Raw genomic sequence first — 19,749 nt, 5'->3', positions numbered from 1 at the left:
ATTCAGGCAGGAGGAACATGCGTTGAAAAATAAAAAAGTGACAGCCATGGATGTCGCTCGACTGGCAGGCGTTTCGCAATCGAGCGTGTCCAGGGCTTTTAGTGAAAGTTCAAGTATCTCATCAAAAAAGAAAAAGCTTATTCTGGAGGCTGCTGAACAGCTGGGCTATCAGCCGAATGCCATTGCCCGCGGCCTGATCACGAATCAGTCCCGCATCATTGGGATTGTCATGCGGAATATCCAGAACCCTTTTTATCCGGAAATCCTTGATAAGTTTTACAGCAGGCTGGCTGAAAAGGGATACAAGGTAATGTTTATCAACTCCCAGAATAACGAGATCCAAGAGGATGAAGTGAGCCATTTAATAGAGTACAGCGTGGAGGGAGCCATCATCACAGATGCGCTTTTGACCTCTTCGACTGTACAGAAGTTTACCCGCAATGGCATCTCGGTCGTCCTGTTTAACCGATATGTGAACGATTCCTTAAGCAGTGCTGTTGTGTGCGATAACTTTGCTGCCGGCAAAAGGATAGGGCACTACTTGATAGAAAAAGGACATGAAAATCCCGCCTTTATCTCCGGACCGATGAATACATCAACAACAGTGGATCGGAAAAATGGGTTCCAGGAAGCTTTGAAGGAACACGGCATTTCTTCCTTTTTAACCGAAAATGGCCTTTATTCGTATGAAGGAGGATTTTCAGCAGCGGAAAAGCTGCTGGAACAGGATAAAAAGATAGATGCCATCTTCTGTGCAAATGATATATCCGCTTTTGGCGCAATGGATTATCTGAAGAAACAGGGTATCAGAATCCCTGAGGATATTTCGGTCATAGGCTTTGACAATGTGGCTATGTCGGATTGGTCATCCTATGAATTAACCACCTGGCATCAGCCGGTCGATGAAATGGTCGATTATTCGATTAACCTTCTTTTGGAGCATATTAACGGGGATACGGACGCCCCTGAAATTCAAAGAATAGAAGGGCATTTGGTGGAAAGAGGATCGGTAGCGGACAGAAGGTGATGGAGAGAAGGCAGGGGTTTTAGTAAAACCAATTTTACATCTTTGAAGTTCGATAAGTGTCTAGCTCCAGGCGCCATCGGCTCGAGGTCATAAGCCAATCCGTCCAAAAGGTTAAAGAACAACCTTTCAGCCGGCTTGTCTTATGCTTGTCGCCGAAAGCGGGCGCCTTGCGCTTTTCTGATAGGAGGATCTTATGCTAAGTATGATTGGATTGCTTGGGGGGATTGGGCTTCTCATCTATTTAACGATGAGAGGGATGAACCTGCTGCTTGCTGCCCCTCTTGCTGCATTTATTGTTGCAATATTCAGTGGATTACCGATTTTTCCTCAGCTGGCAGGCGAGGGTGAAGTCAATTTTCTAACCAACTATATGAACGGATTTGCCGGATTCATTACATCCTGGTATTTGATGTTCTTATTCGGTGCCATTTTTGGAAAACTAATGGAGGATAGCGGAGCAGCAGACAGTGTTTCCAAATGGATTATCGGCAAGATTGGCATGAAACGGGCAGCGTTGGCTGTTGTCATTGCCTGTGCGGTCTTAACCTATGGCGGTGTAAGTCTGTTTGTTGTTGCATTTTCCGTCTATCCAATGGCCTTGAGCCTATTTAAGGAAGCCAACCTGCCAAGAAGGTTCATACCGGCAGCTCTTGCCTTCGGTTCGACTACATTTACCATGACGTCAGCGGGTTCACCGGAAATCCAAAACTGGATTCCGATTGAATTCCTGGGAACTTCCCCGTATGCCGCCTGGGAAGTCAGCTTTATTGTTGCTGTCTTTATGATGGCATTTGGATACTGGTGGCTGAAGAAAATGATTAACAAGGCGATCCGCAATGGAGAAAAATTTGAGGCAAGAGAAACGGATTCTGCGTTGATCCGCGAAAACCTGCCAAGCCCGATGTTAAGTATGATCCCGCTCTTGGTCGTCCTTGTGATTTCATTTATCTTCCATGATTCATTGGCACAGTCAGCCCTTATTATCGCGTTATTGAGCGGCTGCTTTGCAACCTATTTTCTTAACCGCAAGTATTTTACAAATGTATGGGGAGCCGTGTCTGAAGGAACGATTGGCGCATTGATTGCCATTGCCAATACATCTGCGGTTGTAGGCTTTGGCGGTGTGGCTAAAGCAACACCTGCCTTTGCAAGTGCAGTTGATGCCATGACAAGCATTCCGGGAAGCCCATTAATCGGCGGAGCTCTGGCTGTTGCTGTCATTGCCGGACTGACCGGATCTGCTTCAGGAGGCCAATCCATCGCACTGCCGCTGCTTGCCCCGCATTATCTGGATATGGGTGTCAATGCAAGTGAACTCCATCGTGTTGTGGCGATATCATCCGGATCGATTGATTCCTTGCCGCATGGCGGCTACGTTGTGACAACGATCCGTGCCATCTGCGGTGAATCGCATAAGGATGCTTATCCGGCATTTGGGGCATTGACAGTAATTGTTCCGATACTTGGTGTGATTTTAGCGGTCATTTTATTTTCGATTTTCTAAATGGCTTTAGCGGAAAGACAGAGGGGTTTTGGCTCTCTGTCTTTCTTTTTATAAAAAGCCGCTGTGTGCAGTGGTTTATTTGCAAAAATCCACCTTTATTTGCTGCATTGGCCATTTATTTGCAGGTTCTAACAGTTTATTTGCAAATTAACAACTTTATTTGCAGGTTACCCGCTTTTATTTGCATAGTTCACAATCAGCAACACAGAAAGCAACGCTCCTGAGTAGTTCGCAATTAACCTTTCCTCTCTAGTTGTTCTAAGAGTGCTATAATTTAGAAAATTATAATAGAAGGAGGAATCCTTTGTGCCGCAATTACATATTGATGAGCTTCTCTATGTGAAAAACTGGATGACCCCCAGCCCTTTTTGTATTCAGCCGGGGCAAACACTGGGTGAAGCTGCAAAAATGATGGTAGATCTTCACCTGGAAAGTCTGCCAGTACTGGATGAGAAGAATGGATTAATCGGTATGATCACATCAAGAAAGCTGCTTAACTACTTTGCCCGGGGCAACTCGGGGGACACTTTGATTGGCAGTATCCCCAAATCGAATCTGCCTGCTGTCCGGCCGGATGATTCGATCCTTGATATTTTTTCGCTTCCATATGATCAGCTTCCTGTCATAGGTGAAAATGGCAAATTGCTTGGCATCCTGACAACCAGGGATATCCTCGACGGGCTTTCCAAATACCTGCATAACCTGAGGCAAAAGCAAAATTCAGATAGTGCCCTTGGCGCCATCTTGGAAAGTGCCTATGAGGGGATAGCCGTTGTTGATGAAAATGGCATCCTGCAGGAATTCAATGAAGCATACAGCCGTTTTACCGGAGTTAACCGGGAGGATGCGATTGGCAGGCATGTGACAGAAGTAATCGATAACACCCATCTTCATGAGACGGTAAAGACCGGAATAGCCGAACGCGGGGTTCTCCAGAACATCCAGGGGCATGACATGGTGGTGCACCGGATTCCGCTCAGGAAAGAAGGCAAGATTGTCGGGGCGATAGGAATGCTGATTTTTGAAGGGGTCTCGGAGGTTTATAAAATCTATGAAAGACTGCAGGAAAATCAAACGGCTAAGCCGGATCTTTTCACAAAGAAAAAGGAAAGCGATAGCCGGATTACAATTGATCAGATCATTGGGACAAGCGAAGGTATCGCAGATGTAAAGCGGCTGGCACGGAAGGCGGCAAGGACTGCGGCAACTGTTCTGATTACGGGTGAAAGCGGGACGGGAAAAGAGATGTTCGCAAAAAGCATCCACCATCTCAGCCCCTTTTCGACCGGGCCGTTCATCAGTGTGAACTGCGGGGCTATTCCAGAGCACTTATTCGAATCCGAACTGTTCGGCTATGAAGAAGGTGCATTTACCGGTGCGAAAAAGGGCGGCAAGCCCGGAAAATTCGAACTGGCAGACAACGGTACTATTTTTCTCGATGAAATCGGGGAGATGCCGCTTGTCATGCAGACCAAACTGCTGCGGGTTCTGCAGGAAAAAGAAGCCGAACGTGTCGGCGGTGTGAAGAAGTATCGGATCAATGTCAGAGTAGTCGCAGCGACAAACCGTGACCTTATGCAAATGATCGAAACAGGGGAGTTTCGGGAGGATCTATACTACCGGCTGAACATTATCCAGCTTCACATCCCGCCGCTGCGTGAACGGAAAAAGGATATCCCCGTCCTGCTGATCCATTATCTGAGAGAGATTTGTGAGAGGTATCAGGTACCGGGGAAAATCTTCACCTCTGAAGCGGTGAATGCATTTGTACGGCATCCATGGAGGGGGAATATTCGCGAGATGGTCAATACGGTGGAGCAGCTGGTTACCCTGGTGGATGGGAAGGTCATTGACTATCACCATTTGCCGGAGATGTTGAAAAGGTCTGAGCCTATTACTAAAGAAGGGAAAGAACCGTCATTAGCTGTCGGATCCATAGAGGAAGCCAGGTTTCTGGGAAATCAAAGAGAATCGGAATTAATTCTTGATGCTTTAAGAAAGGCGGGCGGGAATAAATCGAAGGCTGCTGATTTACTGGGGATACATCGGACGACCCTCTACCAAAAGCTGAAGAAGCATGGAATTACGTGAATGTAGTGTAGTGGTTTCGCTACAAGATATATACAGTTGTAGTGTAGCAGCTACACTTTGGAAGAAATAGAACACTGACTTTACTGGGTTTCATAGTTGGCACACTCCTTGCAAGTATAGTAGTAACGAAGCAAAAGGGGTGGAATGTTCAAAATGGAGAAACCAGCAGTTTTCCGTGTGCCGGAAGCGATCTTTTATGGAAGGGGATCTTCCGAAAAAGTTGGTGCTGAAGCGGCGCTTAGAGGGAAAAAGGCATTAATAATCAGTGACAAAGTAATGGATCAGCTCGGTTATGTAAGCGAATGCAGAACCTTTCTTCAGGAAGCCGGAGTAAAAAGCGAGGTATACCTTGGGGTAGCATCTGAACCAACTGATGAGTATGTAGCAGAAGCATTGACGCTTTTTCAAAAAGAGCAATGCGACATGGTCATCTCAGTAGGAGGCGGCAGCTGTATTGATACGGCGAAAGCCATCGCCGTTCTCGCAACGAATGGCGGCTATATCGGCGATTATATGGGAGGAAGGAAACTGGCACAGAATGCGCCTGTACCTCACATTGCCATTCCGACGACAGCCGGGACAGGCTCAGAGGCAACAGATGTAACAGTCATTACGAACTCATCCAATGATGTAAAAATGATGATTAAGCAGCCTGCCTTCATGCCGAGTGTAGCGATTGTGGATCCTTTGCTCACGATATCCTCACCGAAGAATGTTACATCTGCAACAGGAGTGGATGCATTAAGCCATGCCATTGAAGCATATCTGTCTAAAAAAGCACATCCGATGACCGATACGATGGCGGTATCAGCTATGAAACTGATCGTGGAAAATATTTTAACCGCTTGCAATGATGGGGAAAACGTCGATGCCCGTGAGGCGATGAGCCTTGGTTCTCTCCAGGCGGGAATGGCGTTCTCAAACGCATCCGTATGCCTTGTGCACGGAATGAGCCGCCCTATTGGAGCTTTATTCCATGTACCGCATGGAATCTCGAATGCCATGCTTTTGCCGGCCGTATTGGAATTCAGCCAGGAAGCATGTATTGATCGCTTAGCAGATATCGGCCGAATTTTTCAGCCTGATAATGAAAGCCTTACCAGAGAAGAAGCAGCTGAAATCGCTGTTCAATCTGTTAAGGATTTGTGTTTGAAATTAAATATTCCTAACTTAAGAGGATGGGGAATTGACGAAGAAGCGTTTAAGGCTGCGATAAGTAAAATGGCAACAGATGCGATTGACAGCGGCAGCCCTGGCAACAATCCAAGAGTACCGACTCAGAGCGAGCTGGAAGAGCTATACCATGTTTGCTATGAATATCAGTTTTCCTCTGAAACAGAAAAAGTGTAACAGGGGGACAATCAGATGCTTGGAATGCTGGGGTTAATCGCTTCACTGATTCTATTAATGTATTTAACAATGAAAGGCGTAAATATAATTATTGCCGCCATCATCAGCGCCGTTTTGGTTGCTCTTTCAGGAGGACTTAACCTTGAGACTGCCCTGACAGAGCATTATATGACAGGCTTTACAAATTACTTTTACTCCTGGTTCCTAATCTTCCTGCTTGGGGCGGTTTTCGGGAAAATTATGCAGGTAACCAAGGCGGCTGACAGTATTGCGAATTGGGTTAAGGATACACTGGGCCCATCCAGAGCTGTATTTGCTGTCGTGGCCGCAGCGGCGATTATGACATATGGCGGCGTCAGCTTGTTTGTAGTCGGCTTCGCTGTGTATCCAATCGCTGTTTCCTTATTTAAAGTGGCCAATCTGCCGCATCGCTTTATCCCGGCCGCTTTGGTTTTCGGTTCGATTTCGTTTACGATGACAGCACCGGGCTCGCCGGAAATCCAAAACCTGATTCCAACTGAGTTTTTCGGAACAAAGCCGACTGCAGGTGGAATCATTGGAGTGTTAATGGCATTAATCATAATGATAACAGGCGGTATTTTACTAAGCCGGATGGTGAAAAAAGCGGTTCAAAATGGAGAGGTATTTTCTTTGCCGAATCAGCAGTCCGGTGCTGCAAATGAGTCGGCGGCTGCTCTGGAAACGGAGCTGTCCATGCAAAGGCCTGATGCTGCACCTGCAGGGAAGGACTTCCCGCATGTATTGATGGCGATATTGCCGCTGGCTTCCGTTATTGCCATATTAAACACAGCAGCCAACTTTACTTCGTCAACGGCGGCCGCTTTAATTTCCCTGACTAGCGGGATCATTTTGGCATGTGTATTGATGATTAAATATCTGGTTGGATTTTGGGAGGCTTTGGCAAAAGGTGCCCAGGATGCTTTAGTCGCTGCGGCTAATACGTGTGCGGTTGTGGGCTTCGGAAGTGTTGCCGCCCAGGTTGCTGCCTTTGATACATTCGTCGATGCATTGGTCAACATTCCGGGACCTCCCTTAATGGGACTGGCGATAGCCGTTACGCTGATTTGCGGTATTACAGGTTCGGCTTCGGGCGGTTTGGGGATTGCCCTTCCGATTCTGGCGCCTATGTATATGGCCCAAGGGCTGGATCCAGGCGCGATGCACAGGATTTCAGCGCTGGCATCAGGCGGACTGGATTCACTTCCGCATAATGGCTATGTCGTTACGACGATCCGGGCAATATGCGGGGAAACCCATAAGCGCTCCTACTGGCCAATTTTTATCCTGAGTGCAGCAATGCCAACGGCTGTGTTATTCCTGGCTGTGATTTTATATTCAATTTTTTAAAATAATAGACTTCTAATTTTGAAAGGGGATTTTACTCATGACAGCGACAACAACAAAGGTATTAAAGAACTTTATCAATGGCGAATGGGTGGATGCAAACACGGATAAATTCGAATTGGTGCCAAATCCCGCAACGGGCGAGGAGCTTGCACGCACTCCGATCTCAACCCGGGAAGATGTCGATAAAGCTGTTCAGGCTGCCAAAGAAGCGTTTAAAACCTGGAGCAAAACGCCGGTGCCAAAAAGAGCCAGAGTACTATTTAAATATCAGCAGCTATTAGTAGATAACTGGGACGAGCTGGCAAAGCTGATTACACAGGAAAACGGCAAAAACTATAAAGAAGCTTACGGTGAGGTTCAGCGCGGAATTGAATGTGTAGAATTTGCTGCAGGCGCGCCATCCCTTATGATGGGTAAGCAGCTTCCTGACATTGCGACGAATATAGAATCGGGCATGTACCGCTACCCGGTTGGCGTCATCGGCGGCATCACGCCTTTCAACTTCCCGATGATGGTTCCTTGCTGGATGTTCCCGCTGGCGATTGCCTGCGGAAACACATTCGTCTTAAAGCCGTCTGAAAGAACACCAATCCTGGCTAACCGCCTGGCAGAGCTGTTCACAGAAGCAGGCCTGCCGGCTGGGGTATTCAATATCGTTCACGGTGCGCATGACGTAGTAAACAGCCTGATTGATCATAAAGATGTACCGGCAATTTCATTTGTGGGCTCCCAGCCTGTTGCTGAGTATATCTATAAATCTGCTACTGCAAACGGCAAACGTGTTCAGGCGCTTGCCGGTGCTAAGAACCACTCGATCGTGATGCCTGATGCAGACCTTGACGGAGCTGTTAAAGAAATTATTGCTGCCGCTTACGGGTCAGCAGGTGAAAGGTGCATGGCCTGCTCTGTAGTAGTAGCTGTGGATTCTGTTGCCGACGAGCTTGTTGAAAAACTGAATGAGCAGGCAAACCAGCTGACCATTGGAAACGGATTGGATGAGGATGTCTTCTTAGGACCAGTTATCCGCCAGGAAAACAAAGAGCGCACAAGCAATTATATTGAAATTGGCGAAAAAGAAGGAGCTTCACTTGTGCGCGATGGCCGCAAAGACGAAGCCTATCACGAAAATGGCTATTTCATTGGACCAACGATCTTTGACAATGTAAACCCATCCATGAAAATCTGGAAAGAAGAAATTTTCGCACCAGTTTTATCTATCGTACGTGTAAAGAGCCTGGAAGAAGCAATCGAGCTTACCAACAAATCCGACTTTGGTAACGGCGCATGCCTATTTACTCAAAATGGAAGCAGCGTCCGCTACTTCAGAGAAAACATCGAAGTGGGAATGCTCGGCGTCAACATCGGCGTACCGGCTCCAATGGCCTTCTTCCCATTCTCCGGCTGGAAGAATTCATTCTATGGAGACCTTCACGCAAACGGAACAGATGGTGTGGAATTCTATACGAGGAGAAAGATGCTGACTGCACGCTGGTAATAGTAAGAGAGATGAGGCACCTGCAATGAAATGCGGGTGCTTCTTTTTTGTTGATTAGAAAGACCCATATATTTTTAAAAAGAGTGCAAAAGGTCACAAAATTTTACGTTTTCTGTCGATATAATAAAAGAGTATATATGAGATGGGGAGATCAATGATGTTTGGAAGAGGAAAGTTGAAGCAGCTGGAGGAAGAAAAGCGGGAGCTGGAATCAAAAATTCAGGCTGCTGAAGAAGAATTTCAGCGCAGGGAAAAATATTATCAGACACTGATTCATTCTTTCAATGAAGATTTGACGAAAACGGTGAGCCAGCATGAGCTTGTCAATGGACAGCATTACATGCTGGGAGATTTGGTTTTGAAAATTAAAGACGGTTTTGAAAACGTAAAAAGACATAGTGAAGCTACTTTTACAAACAGCCTCACTTTATCGGATAAAGGGGGAAATCTGATCCAGTCTGCAAAAGAGATGGTAAAAAGCTCGGAGGAAGGCCGCGGATCCGTCAGCAAGTCTGAACAGCTCATTAAGCAGCTGGGTGAGCAATTAGAAGTGAATTCACAGAAGATGGAGGCGCTGAGCAAAAGGTCAAAAGAAATTGAGATGATTGTTCAGGTCATAAAAGATATCGCGGAACAAACAAATCTCCTGGCTTTGAATGCATCCATCGAAGCGGCACGCGCAGGCGAGCAGGGCAAAGGATTTGCTGTCGTTGCGGATGAGGTCCGGAAACTGGCTGAAAGCACAGCCACGAGTACGGCTAATATTAGTTCCCTGACGAAAAATATTCAGGACGATATTGAAGCAACACTGAACTCCACAGTCGCAAGCACCGAATTAATTAAAGATGGCATGTCCCTCAGCGGTCAAACTACCAGCAAAATTGATTCGATCACAAGCCTTATCCATACGGTTGAAACAGAAGTCAGTGAAGTGATTGAAATGATAAACGCTCAGAAGGAATATTCCCAGGAGGTGGCCGATGAGATTTCGGAAACGAAGTATGTTTTTGATCAAGTAAACGAGCTGATCCAGAGGCATATTGACGATGCGCGGGTCGTTGACGAGAAGCTGGAAGGTGCCATCTCGCAGGTTAAGGCGGTAAATTACTAATTTTCAAAAGGGGTCAATTATGAAAAGGAAAAAACAGAAAGAAAAAGGGTCGCTGTTTTCATTTACTATTAGAAAGAAATTATTGCTCTCATTTATTATTATTCTATTAATTCCATCCACTTCAATTGGATACATTTCCTATCAAAAGGCTCAAGATGAAATAACAGGCCAGATTGAAATGAGTGCGGATGATAATGTAAAAATCCTTGACCAATTTATCATGGACTTTATTAAAACAAAAATGGAGGATACGAATTATTTTTCAAAACGGATACAGAAGGATTTTTATACTGCGGAAGAATTAGAGGAGACGAATAAAGCCTTCAGTCAATATAAAGAGCTGAATCCGGAGGCAGTTGCCATTTATGCAGGCTCTGAAAAGGGAGATTTAGTCATTTATCCGCGTGCAGATTTGCCGGCTGACTTTGATGCAACCACACGCCCCTGGTATCAGGGAGCAATGGAGGCAAAGGGAAAAGCCTTTATCACAGAGCCATATGTTGATGCTGTAAGCGGAGATATCCTAATTACAGTAGCCCAAAAGCTTGGCGACAGCTCCGGTGTTATCGGGATTGATTTAAGTCTCTCTGCTCTAAGCGAGCTATCCAATAACATTAAGATTGGGAAAGAAGGCTATCCCGCTATCTTAAGTGCGGAGGGAAGCTTTTTAGTGCACCCGCAGGAGAAGCCAGGCACAGAGGCAGAGGGAAGCTGGCTGCCGGAAGTACTGGAAAAGGAAAAAGGGCAGGTAGAATACACTCTTGATGGCGAAAAGAAGGAAATGCACTTTACCACCAATGGGCTGACTGGCATGAAGGTGCTTGGCACAATGAATCTGGAAGAAGTAACATCAGCCGTACAGCCTATCTTAGTGTCGACGATAATATTCATAGCCATTTTCGTACTTATAGGTGCACTTATTTCCTATTTTATTGTCCGTTCGATCACACGCCCGCTCAATCAGCTGATCGCAGCAACTGATAAAGTCAGCGAGGGAGACCTGACTCAGAAATTTGAGGTTAAAAATAACGATGAAATCAGCAAACTGGGCATCAGCTTCAATAAGATGGTCGCCTCCCTTCAGCAATTAATCAACCAGGTAGGTGAAAAAGCGGTTCACCTTGCTTCATCATCGGAGCAGCTGACGGCAAGCTCCGAACAGAATAACATGGCAACAGAGCAGGTGGCCAACTCCATCCAGGAAGTAGCAACAGCTACTGAGCAGCAGACGGAAAAGGTGAAAGAAAGCACTTCTGTCGTAAAAGAGATGTCCGGCCGCATTCAGAGAATCATGCTCAACACAAATGTCGTTGCCCAAACAGCTAATGAAACAAATGAAGTGGTTGTAAAAGGAAATGAAGCGATCGACCTTTCAACAAACCAGATGAAAAATATTAATCTAACAGTCTCTGAACTAGGTTCAATTGTTCATACACTAGGGAAGCGTTCAGAGGAAATTGGCCAGATTGTCAATGTCATTTCTGAAATTGCCGACCAGACGAATCTGCTCGCACTGAACGCAGCGATTGAAGCAGCAAGGGCAGGTGAGCACGGGAGAGGCTTCGCCGTTGTAGCCGATGAAGTCCGCAAGCTTGCGGAACAATCATCCAAATCGACGGAAAGCATCCGCGAACTGATCTCAACGATCCAAACGGACACAAGCAAGGCCATCACTTCAATGGAAAAAGGAACAGCTGAAGTGGAAAAAGGAATTGACCTGGTTAACAATGCAGGAGATGCCTTCAGCCACATCCAGCAATTTGCCGACACCGTTTCGGGCCAGATCGCGGAAGTCTCCTCATCCATCAAGGACATGGCCGAAGGGGCCGACCAGGTGGTAGAACTCGTAAGCGCAATCGAAGAAATTGCCGCTGTCACCACAGCCGAAAGCCAGGATGTATCCGCCGCTACAGAAGAGCAGCTGGCGTCTATGGAAGAAATTGCGGCATCTGCGGCTTCGCTTTCGGGGATGGCGGAGGAGCTGCTGGATTCTATTAAGAAGTTTAAAGTGAATTAAATAGGAGGACCCGCCGGTTTGGCGGGTCTGTTTTTATGTGGCCGCAGGTTCAGAATGTGAACCCTGCAAAAAGAGCACGGAAACATACAAATAGATGCTTAACCCTGCAAATAGGGCTGGAAATTCTGCAAATAGAATAGGTAATTTACAAATAGTTAGCTGGATTCTGCAAATAGGTGAACTGCATAAGAACGGGAAACGGCTCGCTTAGTTGATTTGCAAATAGAACCGGGGATTCTGCAAATAAACCGGAGTATGCTGCAAATAGCAGGATGAATGCTGCAAATAGAACGGGAAAAGTACAAATACCAGGCTGCTACCTGCAAATAGACGAGCAGCAATAGATCGGGGATCAGTCTAGGATGATCAAATTGCAAATAGAATCTTAGATTTTGGAAAAAGAACTGGGAACTCGCAAATAGATTCAGGCTTCTTGCAAATAGATATATTCCTGCCAAATAAAAAAAGCTGCAAAAGCGTATCCAGCGCTTTCGCAGCTCCGTTTAAGGAAAATAGATATCAAGACGATTCTTATCTCTCCGCATAATATAGTAATTTTGAAAATCCTCGCCAATCAATATATTACGATACTTCTTCGAGTTGATGGTTACGATCCGCTTTCTGTTTTTGATAAAATATATCGTCCCCTCGTGGACGTAAATCTCATTAAAGCTGATACCATCCCGATCAATAAGCCCCTCTTCATAATAATAATTCAAAATGACATGCCTGTTCTTATAATCACACAAAATCGTCAGGTCCCTCACTTGTTTTTCCATACCCTCAAAACATACCCCCCGCATCCGCATTGATCGATAAATTGAGTGTCTGCTTTATTTCCGAAGTATATGAGCAGCGCTTCAGTTAGATAGTTATCGGGATTACCTAACTCAGCTGGTGTGACTATATTGACATAATATCCTTTAGCTGTCTGGCTTACTGCCGCCATCGCATCGTTGATCAGAAGCTCCAAATCACTAGCGTAATTACCATGCTCAAGTGAAATAGACCAGTTCTGTTCCATATTAGCACCTCAATTCAGCCTGATTATAAAATAATTGATTAGAAATATTTGTGCAGTTAATCACTATTCAGGGGATTTTTCGTAAATTCGGTGTCTTTTATTTCTTTTAAAAGAAAGGTTCATCCTGGAGAGTAATCTTGAAGCCGTATAGGGGGAGGGTATATGGGTAAATGAGCGGAATTCCCAGTTGGTAATTGACGGCTTAATAAGCCGGAAGTAGTCTTGGATAGCCGCTTCATGTGCCAGAGGGGAGGAAAACATACACATTGGGCAGTGCCATTTCCCCCAATGGAAAATCATCGGAAGGGAAGTGCATTTAGGACAGCTAACACCAGTGAGAACTTCCTCAGCTGAGACATTGAAGTGCTCGAGAATCTCGGATGGTGAAGGATTATGTTTTTTTAACAAAGATCGGCACAGCTTCCGTATCTCTTTAGGGTCAGTTTTTTCTTGAGGGTACTTATTTTCAATCTCATTAATTCTGTATAAAAGATGATGGGAGTGTAGAACTTTGTTAGATATACTCAGTGGATCTTTATCGGTTTTAATTATGGTGGAAGGATGGCTGATCACAACTAAGAATTCTACAGGAATCCCGGGAAATCCATTAAAATTGAGCCACGTTCTAAACTGATTCGTCTGATGTCGGGCTTGTGAAATGGGGTCGTGAAACCCTTCCTCTTTGTCATTGTGAATGCGGAGGAGCTGCTGAAAATGAGGGTCGAAAATCAAAGTTCCTGTCCAATTTTTAACTTCTAAAATGAGAGCGTAGTTCATAGTTATCAGCAATGCATCGATCTGGAAGAAGTGTGTTCCGCTTGATAGCCGCAGGTTATGAAAAATCCAATATTTTTTAGGATCTAGAAAGCTTAAGTAATAAAATAATCTTTCTTCTCCCTTAAAGCCAGCGCTTCTCATTTTATAATCTGAGGTCATTTTTTCTCGCGCGGGATGCTGTTCGGGCGTTCTTCTTAACAACGCTTCAAGCTGTAGGTTAATTTCGGGGACTTTCAGGCTTTTAATAATCAAGTATGTTTCTCCTTTCTATGATAATAAGTTATTTTCGATAGTAATCTTAATTTATTTTTTTATATAGGAGTTTATTTGCAGGTTTTTGTGCTCTATTTGCATATTATCCAACTCTATATGAAAGTATTAGACAATGGCTGTTTCCCGAATATTTTATTTGCAGAAAGTAGGCTTCTATATGCAAATTCCCATTTTTATTAGCAGAAAGTAGGCTGCTATTTGCAAAACGACCCTTGCTATTTGCAGCTTTCCCACTTAATTTGCAAAGTCCACATGTCCCACCCCATACCCTCCACATCCACTTTATTTCCGAAGTGGCATCTGTTAAGTAGTCATCTGGATTTTCCAGCTTACTCGGTGTAACAATATTGACATAGTATCCTGTCTGGCTGACAGCTGCCATAGCATCATTGATCAGCAGCCCTAGGTTATTTACATACTCACCATGCTCCAGGGAAGCAGACCAGTTCTTTTCCATGATGGCACCTCTATATCTTACAATACATGGAAAATGAATGAAGTGAGTTGAATCACATGGGCATTAAAAAAGAACAGCCGCATCCGCAGCTGTTCCTAATATGTTATTTATTTTGGCCATAGCTGATCAAGTTTGTAAAAATGCGGTAGCCTCCCGGGACCTGGCCTTGAATCTGGCGATAGAATACCAGGTTGGTATAAAGGTAGGTGCCTTCTCCGTAATCGGCCATGAGAATGCCGCCATCAAATGGCTCCTCGTTCGGATCCCCCATGCGCACGAAGGTTTCAAAGCGGTCATCCCACTGCATTGGATAGTATAATCCTCTTTCCTGAATCCAGTTGGCCCAGTCGTCTTCAGTAATGTTATTTGGATAGTTGAAGAGCGGCGATTCAGACTGCAGAACGGTAACAGGTGCATTTTCATCGGTAACCCTCCACCTGATGGATGGATTTCCGATAGTCAGCGGGTATGGCGCAGTGTCTTCCGTCACCCAGCCATCGTTCGGCTTATGGTATTGGACCACCATGTGCCCGCCATTTGCGACGTATTCTTTTAACCGTTCATTACTTGCTGTTAAATCTTCACGTGACAGGTAGGCACGGATACCAACCACGATTGTATCGTATTGGCTTAAGTCCCCTGAAGAAAGATCGGTCTCATTAAGCTTCGTCACATCAAGTCCTGCATTGGACAAGTAATCTGCCACTTTATCAAAACCGCTTTCAATGTAGCCGACCTTTAGGCCTTCTGGTGCCAGCAATTCAAAGGCGACCCCATTGACCTGGGCTGGATACAGGTAATAAAATGTTCCAATATGGTCATATTGAATTTCCTGAACTGTTGAATCAAAGGTCTTTCCATTTACGGCTGCCTCGGCGGATAGTTTAAAGTCACCTTCTTGAATATCCGCAGGCGGGCTCAGTGTAAAGGTAACCTCTTTTTCCTCCAATGGGGCTTCGAAGTTAACTTCAGCCTTTTCCGGGCTTACTGACCATCCTTCCGGAACATTTAAGGATACGGAAGCCTGTGCAGCTCCTTCACGGTAATTTTTCACTTTTACATTTACAGGCACTTCTTCCTGAACGTCAGCGGTATTTATAACCAGATCTTCAGGAGAAAGGGTAAGGCCAACGTCCGGCAGAACGGCAATGGTGCCATTCAGTTCGTAGACAGTCACTGTCTTTGCGCCGGCTGATTCATAGCTGACCTTTGCCTGTATGGCAGGGGTTTCGTATGCGTGATAATACGCTGCATCAGCTGGAACTTGAACCTTAAAAGTAACTTCAGCCGTTTTACCGGGTGCAAGGTCAGCAGCCTTGGACTTATTAGAAACCTTCCATCCCTCAGGAGTGATCAGTTCAACATCAGCTTTCTTCAGCTTCTGACTGCCATTATTCGTTAAGGTAACAGTAACAGCCGTTTTCTGCCCTTTTGTCAGGATATTGGTCTCCGCCTGTGCATTAATCTCAAGGTCGGAGGATACCAGGCTCACATTCAGCAGCTGTTCTTTTTTCACTTCCAGCTTATGAAGAAGATCAGACTTCAGCTGGGAATCAAGCTTGGATTTCTCCGTTTTCTTTACTAAACGGTCTGCTTCTTTTAATGCTTGCTGCGTTTTGCTGAATACCTGGCTATGGCTGGGATAGCTGGAGATAATTCTATCCAGGCTTTTCTGGAATTTTGTAAAGTGCACCTGCAATGCTTTTTCTTTCTTAGGAAACGTTTTTGCCCATTCGTTAAAATCATATGGGATACCGGCAAAAAGATCATTGCTGCCATTTGTTTCAACCGCACTATCTACTAACTCCAGATGCGTTTGTCTTGGCGCAACAGGGATGTCATTGCCCATTCCCTGGCTTTTGTGCATATAGCGTGATTCCTCGCCGATTTGCGGATAGGACATGCCGTAGATAGGATCAAGCATGCCTATTTCAATCGATGTATCTGCTGTATCTTTACTGTCTGCCGGCAAATAGAACTTCTTTGTCTGCCAGACGGATAATCCCTCTTTTAATTGTTCAGGAAAAATGTTAGGATCTGCGGCATCTTTGAAGGCTTCCTGGCTGAGAATGGTCATTGTGCGGTGGTGTCCGTGCTGGGTATCCGAGTCTCTGAAGGATGGCATGACGATATCTGGCTGGTAAGTACGAATAAAACGAATTAATCTTTCATAAGTAAGGTCCTTGCCCCAGTGGCTTAAGGTTTCATCCTTTGTTTTGGAAAAGCCGAAATCATAGATGGTATCAGAGGTTGTTTCACTCAAATGGTAGGCTTTAACTCCGGTGATCTTTGCTGCTTCAATCATTTCCCGGGAGCGGATAATTCCAAGGCCGTTCCCAAGCTCCTGCCCGATTTCATTCTGGCCGCCCTCGCCGCGGTTGGCAATCAGGCTTGAGGTTTTAACACCAAGTCCTCTTGATAAGTAAGCAAGAAAGTCACTGCGCTCATCGTCAGGATGTGCTCCTGTATTCAAAAAGCTGACTGTTGTGTCCAGCGGCTTCACTGCACTCCATAGGTCGGGGTCATGCTCTTCTGACTGGGCACTTCCGCTGAGAGGCAGAAGGGAGAGAATTAACGCTAAGGACAAAAAATAAATAAAGATTTTTTTCAATTTGTGTAACCCCTTTCGAAATGGTTTAACAGCGCTACTCTTACACTCCTTTCATCATGGATCTAAAGCAGGTTAGTTAAACATCCTAACTAACTACCTGCAACTACCCGCCTAATAAATTTCATAATAGGGTAAATCTGCTAATAATTCAATATTCTAAAAATTAATTTAATTAAAATCCTCCTTTAGTCATATAAATAATCGCAATTATCATAAAATTAAAAACGATGGGTTGTAAACGATTACCAGGTAGGTTATATTGAAGTTAATTAGTAATATTTACTAACCAAATCAATTAAGGCCGTGATGTGATGAATTTTAATGGGACACCGATGCAAATGAAATCAATCAATAAAAAGAGAGTACTTCAATGGATTCAGGAAAATTCACCGACTTCAAGGGCCGAGATTGCTGCGAAGATTTCCATAAGCAAGCCGACTGTTTCTTTACTGGTAGATGAATTGATAGGGGAAAAGTGGGTGTATGAAAAGGGGATAGGCGAATCGTCTTCACAAGGCGGAAGGAGACCGATACATCTATATTTCAATGAAAAAGCGGCTTATGTAATCGGAACAGATATCGGCGGCACGAAAGTAAAGACAGTCATTAGCGATCTCGGAGGCAACATTGTCCATTCCAGCAGTTTTTCAACCTGTCAATTTTTAGAATCTGGACTTTTAAAACAAATCGCCAAAGAAGTGCAGTCCATGCTGGAGGAATGCCAAATCCCCCTGGATCAAGTGCTTGGAATGGGAGCAGGGGTTCCGGGGATTACACAAACATCCAGCGGAGTCGTCTTGGAAGCACCAAGCCTCAACTGGATTCGATACCCGTTCTTAGCGGAAGCGAACAAATACTTCTCTTTCCCGGTTCATGTGGACAATGATGTGAATGTTGGAGCACTTGGGGAGCAATGGCTCGGAAATGCAAAAAATAAACAGAATGTTCTGTTTATGGCGGTCGGAACAGGTGTTGGAAGCGGAATTATTATCAATAATCAGCTGTACCGCGGGTATGCAAATGCTGCTGGCGAGATGGGCTATATGGTGACGGATAAAACAGACATGAAAAAAGACTTTAAGCCAATCTTTCACCGCTACGGTTATTTGGAAAGTGTCGCCGGCGGAAAATCAATCGGAAAAAAACTGACGGAAGTCATTCAGCAGGATCCGGACCACCCTGCCTATTCTCAGGCAATAAAGGGAGAACTGCCGGGGGAAATGGCCTTTGCGCTTGCGAAAAAAGGCGACAAATTAGCCATTACGGTCATTGAAGAAGCCATTGAACATCTGGCCTATGGAATCATTAATGCCGCGAGCTTATTGAATCCTGAAGTCATTATTTTAGGAGGTGGTGTTCTAAAATCATCTGATTACATTTTGCCTAAATTGGACAGGATCGTGAATCACTATCTTCCAAGTTCAGTAGAATTAAAGATTTCAAGATTAGGTGATAATGCGGGAGTCCTGGGTGCTGTTTCACTCTTTTTGCGGGAGCATGATAGTATTATCAAATTTTCTTAAACGAGGGGGATTTTTCAATGAAAAATAAGAAAAGGGCATCGATTTTAACCACTTTATCCATTTCGGCTGCACTAATGCTTTCAGCTTGCAGTTCTGAACAGGGATCCAGCTCAAGCTCTGAGAATGAGCAGGGAGAGAAAGAGAATAAGCTGGAAGAAAAGGTAGTTATCTATTCACCGCATGGAAAGGATATTCTATCAAAGTTTGAACAGCAATTCGAGGAAAAATATCAGATTGATGTGGAATGGCTTGATATGGGATCACAGGAAATCCTGGACCGGATCCGCTCTGAGAAAAACAATCCACAGGCTGATGTCTGGTGGGGAGCGCCATCTGTAAACTTCGATCAGGCAAAGGATGAAGGATTATTAAAGCCATATGAGCCTTCATATGCAGGAAGTCTGGCAGAAGGCTTCCATGATCCTGAGTGGCACTGGTCCGGAACAAGCCAAACACCGGAAGTCATTATGTATAACAGCAAAGAATTATCAGAAGATGAAGCGCCAAAAGACTGGGATGAGCTTCTCGATCCGAAGTGGAAGGATGAAATCATCATCCGCTACCCGCTGGCATCCGGAACAATGAGAACGATTTTTTCAGCGATGATTTACCGTGACTTTAAGGACTCCAAGGATACAGCGGCCGGTTACGAATGGCTTGAGAAATTGGATGCCAACACGAAAGAATACGCAGCAAATCCTGAAATGATGTACAACAAGGTGGCCAAAGGGGAAGGAAAGCTATCTGTCTGGGCAATGCCTGACGTTGTCATGTTAAAAGAAAATAAAAATTATCCATTTGAATTCATCATTCCGGAAAGCGGAACACCCGTCCTGACAGAAGGGATTGCCGTTGTGAATGATGCTCCGCATCCGAAGGCGGCTGAAGCATTCTATGAGTTTGTCAACACGCCTGAAGCAGCCAAAATCCTTGCAGAGGAATTCTACCGCATTCCAACAAGGGATGACGTAGAGGGACTGCCTGAGTGGATTACAGAAACAGAGATTAAGAGCATGGATATCGACTGGAAGGTATTCCAGGAGAACAGCGACAGCTGGATGAAGTATTGGGATGAAAACATTAAGAGCGGAGAAAAAGAAATTAAAGAATAGGAAGTGTAA

Annotated in this window: 15 protein-coding genes; 10 read left to right on the top strand and 5 right to left on the bottom strand. The window is 45.0% G+C overall.

From position 1 onward, the window contains the following. The first annotated feature begins 22 nt into the window (after positions 1 to 22). The 8 genes from AC0VZ9_RS25255 to AC0VZ9_RS25220 all read left to right on the top strand — a co-directional run bounded on the left by AC0VZ9_RS25255 (position 23) and on the right by AC0VZ9_RS25220 (position 11,963). A complete protein-coding gene (locus AC0VZ9_RS25255) occupies positions 23 to 1,027 on the top strand; it encodes a LacI family DNA-binding transcriptional regulator (RefSeq protein ID WP_475396888.1) in 1,005 nt (334 codons plus the stop codon). 193 nt (positions 1,028 to 1,220) lie between these two features. Further along, positions 1,221 to 2,531 carry a GntP family permease gene (locus AC0VZ9_RS25250; protein ID WP_475396887.1) on the top strand — a complete coding sequence of 437 codons (1,311 nt, stop codon included), beginning with the start codon at positions 1,221 to 1,223 and terminating at the stop codon, positions 2,529 to 2,531. 306 nt (positions 2,532 to 2,837) lie between these two features. Continuing rightward, positions 2,838 to 4,622, top strand: coding sequence for a sigma 54-interacting transcriptional regulator (locus AC0VZ9_RS25245; RefSeq protein ID WP_475396886.1), 1,785 nt, complete (start codon positions 2,838 to 2,840; stop codon positions 4,620 to 4,622). Positions 4,623 to 4,775: 153 nt separating this feature from the next. Continuing rightward, positions 4,776 to 5,972 carry an iron-containing alcohol dehydrogenase gene (locus AC0VZ9_RS25240; protein ID WP_475396885.1) on the top strand — a complete coding sequence of 399 codons (1,197 nt, stop codon included), beginning with the start codon at positions 4,776 to 4,778 and terminating at the stop codon, positions 5,970 to 5,972. 15 nt (positions 5,973 to 5,987) lie between these two features. Further along, the gene (locus AC0VZ9_RS25235) at positions 5,988 to 7,340 is read left to right on the top strand and encodes a GntP family permease (RefSeq protein WP_475396884.1); all 1,353 of its coding nucleotides are present in this window, start codon (positions 5,988 to 5,990) and stop codon (positions 7,338 to 7,340) included. 37 nt (positions 7,341 to 7,377) lie between these two features. Beyond that, the gene (locus AC0VZ9_RS25230) at positions 7,378 to 8,835 is read left to right on the top strand and encodes a CoA-acylating methylmalonate-semialdehyde dehydrogenase (protein WP_475396883.1); all 1,458 of its coding nucleotides are present in this window, start codon (positions 7,378 to 7,380) and stop codon (positions 8,833 to 8,835) included. A 154-nt stretch (positions 8,836 to 8,989) separates the two neighbouring features. Then, entirely contained in the window at positions 8,990 to 9,946 is a 957-nt protein-coding gene (locus AC0VZ9_RS25225; protein WP_475396882.1) for a methyl-accepting chemotaxis protein, read from the top strand. Between the two features lie 19 nt (positions 9,947 to 9,965). After that, positions 9,966 to 11,963: a HAMP domain-containing methyl-accepting chemotaxis protein gene (locus AC0VZ9_RS25220; RefSeq protein ID WP_475396881.1), complete on the top strand. Its 1,998-nt coding sequence runs from the start codon at positions 9,966 to 9,968 to the stop codon at positions 11,961 to 11,963. 503 nt (positions 11,964 to 12,466) lie between these two features. Here AC0VZ9_RS25220 and AC0VZ9_RS25215 read toward each other — a convergent pair. The 5 genes from AC0VZ9_RS25215 to AC0VZ9_RS25195 form a co-directional block, all read right to left on the bottom strand. Then, entirely contained in the window at positions 12,467 to 12,742 is a 276-nt protein-coding gene (locus AC0VZ9_RS25215) for a hypothetical protein (RefSeq protein ID WP_019380720.1), read from the bottom strand. Beyond that, the gene (locus AC0VZ9_RS25210; protein WP_009332110.1) at positions 12,727 to 12,987 is read right to left on the bottom strand and encodes a CGCGG family putative rSAM-modified RiPP protein; all 261 of its coding nucleotides are present in this window, start codon (positions 12,985 to 12,987) and stop codon (positions 12,727 to 12,729) included. Before AC0VZ9_RS25210 ends, AC0VZ9_RS25215 begins: the two co-directional genes overlap by 16 nt. 63 nt (positions 12,988 to 13,050) lie before the next feature. Further along, entirely contained in the window at positions 13,051 to 14,016 is a 966-nt protein-coding gene (locus AC0VZ9_RS25205) for a nuclease-related domain-containing protein (protein WP_475396880.1), read from the bottom strand. Positions 14,017 to 14,119: 103 nt separating this feature from the next. Then, complete coding sequence (locus AC0VZ9_RS25200) at positions 14,120 to 14,494, bottom strand: hypothetical protein (RefSeq protein WP_475396879.1); 375 nt, start codon at positions 14,492 to 14,494, stop codon at positions 14,120 to 14,122. 103 nt (positions 14,495 to 14,597) lie between these two features. Further along, on the bottom strand, positions 14,598 to 17,105 hold the full coding sequence (locus AC0VZ9_RS25195; RefSeq protein ID WP_475396878.1) for an NEW3 domain-containing protein: 2,508 nt from the start codon (positions 17,103 to 17,105) through the stop codon (positions 14,598 to 14,600). Between the two features lie 311 nt (positions 17,106 to 17,416). Between AC0VZ9_RS25195 and AC0VZ9_RS25190 the strand changes: the two genes are divergently transcribed. Both AC0VZ9_RS25190 and AC0VZ9_RS25185 read left to right on the top strand, forming a co-directional pair. Next, positions 17,417 to 18,628 carry an ROK family transcriptional regulator gene (locus AC0VZ9_RS25190; protein WP_226280653.1) on the top strand — a complete coding sequence of 404 codons (1,212 nt, stop codon included), beginning with the start codon at positions 17,417 to 17,419 and terminating at the stop codon, positions 18,626 to 18,628. A gap of 17 nt (positions 18,629 to 18,645) precedes the next feature. Further along, positions 18,646 to 19,740 (top strand): extracellular solute-binding protein, encoded by a 1,095-nt coding sequence (locus tag AC0VZ9_RS25185; protein WP_009332105.1) that lies wholly within the window; start codon positions 18,646 to 18,648, stop codon positions 19,738 to 19,740. The last annotated feature ends 9 nt before the right edge of the window (positions 19,741 to 19,749 follow it).

Source organism: Cytobacillus sp. QJM3NY_8, assembly GCF_056173585.1.
This window is presented reverse-complemented; position numbering and strand designations above follow the sequence as displayed.

Bases quoted from the DNA above. Each gene is read 5' to 3' on its own strand.
- AC0VZ9_RS25225 (WP_475396882.1), top strand. From the start codon at position 8,990: ATGATGTTTGGAAGAGGAAAGTTGAAGCAGCTGGAGGAAGAAAAGCGG.
- AC0VZ9_RS25240 (WP_475396885.1), top strand. From the start codon at position 4,776: ATGGAGAAACCAGCAGTTTTCCGTGTGCCGGAAGCGATCTTTTATGGA.
- AC0VZ9_RS25220 (WP_475396881.1), top strand. From the start codon at position 9,966: ATGAAAAGGAAAAAACAGAAAGAAAAAGGGTCGCTGTTTTCATTTACT.
- AC0VZ9_RS25200 (WP_475396879.1), bottom strand. From the start codon at position 14,494: ATGGAAAAGAACTGGTCTGCTTCCCTGGAGCATGGTGAGTATGTAAAT.
- AC0VZ9_RS25190 (WP_226280653.1), top strand. From the start codon at position 17,417: ATGAATTTTAATGGGACACCGATGCAAATGAAATCAATCAATAAAAAG.
- AC0VZ9_RS25230 (WP_475396883.1), top strand. From the start codon at position 7,378: ATGACAGCGACAACAACAAAGGTATTAAAGAACTTTATCAATGGCGAA.
- AC0VZ9_RS25185 (WP_009332105.1), top strand. From the start codon at position 18,646: ATGAAAAATAAGAAAAGGGCATCGATTTTAACCACTTTATCCATTTCG.
- AC0VZ9_RS25250 (WP_475396887.1), top strand. From the start codon at position 1,221: ATGCTAAGTATGATTGGATTGCTTGGGGGGATTGGGCTTCTCATCTAT.
- AC0VZ9_RS25210 (WP_009332110.1), bottom strand. From the start codon at position 12,987: ATGGAACAGAACTGGTCTATTTCACTTGAGCATGGTAATTACGCTAGT.
- AC0VZ9_RS25235 (WP_475396884.1), top strand. From the start codon at position 5,988: ATGCTTGGAATGCTGGGGTTAATCGCTTCACTGATTCTATTAATGTAT.
- AC0VZ9_RS25215 (WP_019380720.1), bottom strand. From the start codon at position 12,742: ATGGAAAAACAAGTGAGGGACCTGACGATTTTGTGTGATTATAAGAAC.